The 1,396-nt window shown below is 41.7% G+C and carries 2 protein-coding genes; both read left to right on the forward strand.

Annotated elements, in window-relative coordinates; all coding sequences use genetic code 11:
• Positions 1–385: hypothetical protein (locus JGK22_RS33155; RefSeq protein WP_293216110.1), on the forward strand; the 385-nt coding region annotated here is incomplete at its 5' end.
• A partial coding sequence (locus JGK22_RS33160) for a hypothetical protein (RefSeq protein ID WP_293314577.1) occupies positions 382–1,396 on the forward strand: 1,015 nt, incomplete at its 3' end. The genes JGK22_RS33155 and JGK22_RS33160, both read left to right, overlap by 4 nt.

Consider the following 1,396-nt stretch of genomic DNA (forward strand, 5'->3'; position numbering starts at 1 on the left):
GCCGTGGATTAATCCATTCTTTTGGGAATTAATTGACCAAAATACTGCTGCATCTTCTGCGATGGCGGGCACAATGAAAGATAAAATTTTTAGTTTATCCCCACTGCCGGCTCTTAACTATTTGACCGAAGAAGACAAGACTAAGCTTGTTGCTGGAGCAAATCAATTTAGCAATAACAAAGGTGCTTACACAAAAGCTGAATCAGAAGCAGAAAAACTGCAAGCACGATTAGCTTTTTTAAAGGCTCAGACTAGCTGCTTATTTGAGTGGCAAACATTGGGAGAATTAGCTTTGATAATAAGGGCTGATGCGGACAGCGACATCGGGCTTAGTACGAAACTAGCAATTGAGCTAACAGTAAAATTGATGGGAAATAAACAATGAATGATCGACAATTAGAAATGATTGATTTTGCTCGAAAGCTTCATTCTGATACAGAATCGGGAGTCAACTATTTTGAAACAGAAAGTGACGAAACCCTTGGTGATGCAATTACCAGGCATCTGAGGCTCGTAACCGCAGGTTTACACGAAGCCGAATACAAGCTACTTGCAAGCTTCGCAATGATGCAATCCACGCTATGCAGCATTGTTCCCGTAATCCAGCTTTTGGGTGATTCCGGCTCCGGTAAATCTCAAATGTTGTTAGCCATTGAATTACTAAGCGGTCAAGAGCCGATAGCAATACGATGGGTTGACCCTACAGTAATGACTTACGAGAAAAACTGCTTGTTACTGGTTGACAATACTAACTCTGACACGTTTGATTCAAACGACTGTTTGGCAGCCTTCCTAAATGGCTACAACCGGAAAACCGACAGGCAATTCATTAGCAATGGCAAAGGTGAAAACATTGAGTTCCGTACTTTTTGCCCCAAATTATTTACTAGCGTTTGGCAAATCGAAAGCAAGGAGACCAGAAAAACTAAAGATTTGCAAAACACTCTAGAATTGGATGCTATTAATTGGTCAGTTCCCGCAGCGGAAATCAGAAACTTTTGGGAGCAGCCTAGCAATTGGCATGAATTTGCTGCCACTAGGAAGCAGTTGCAAACAAGTCTAAAACCACCTCGACACAGTAAAGAACATTGGACATTACTGAGAGACTTGCTTGCAACTGGCATTACTACAGGGGTATGGCATGACGCTAAATCAGCAATATCCGAAGTTGCCGACTGGCTTGACGGAAGCACAAAAAAGAAAATTCACATAGTCGATAGTATTGTCATCGAAGCGATTGAGCAATATTGTGGCAAAAAACGTGCTGATTGGGAAATCCTTAGCTCGGTAATCAACTTAGATATACCTCCGAAAATAATCAAGCAAGGTATTGATTCAGCGGTGTCAGACGGCATTCTAGAGCGTCCAAAATTAGCAGCAGTTCAAGAATGCCTAA

Source organism: Microcoleus sp. PH2017_08_TRC_O_A (genome assembly GCF_020738665.1).
Lineage (GTDB): Bacteria > Cyanobacteriota > Cyanobacteriia > Cyanobacteriales > Microcoleaceae > Microcoleus.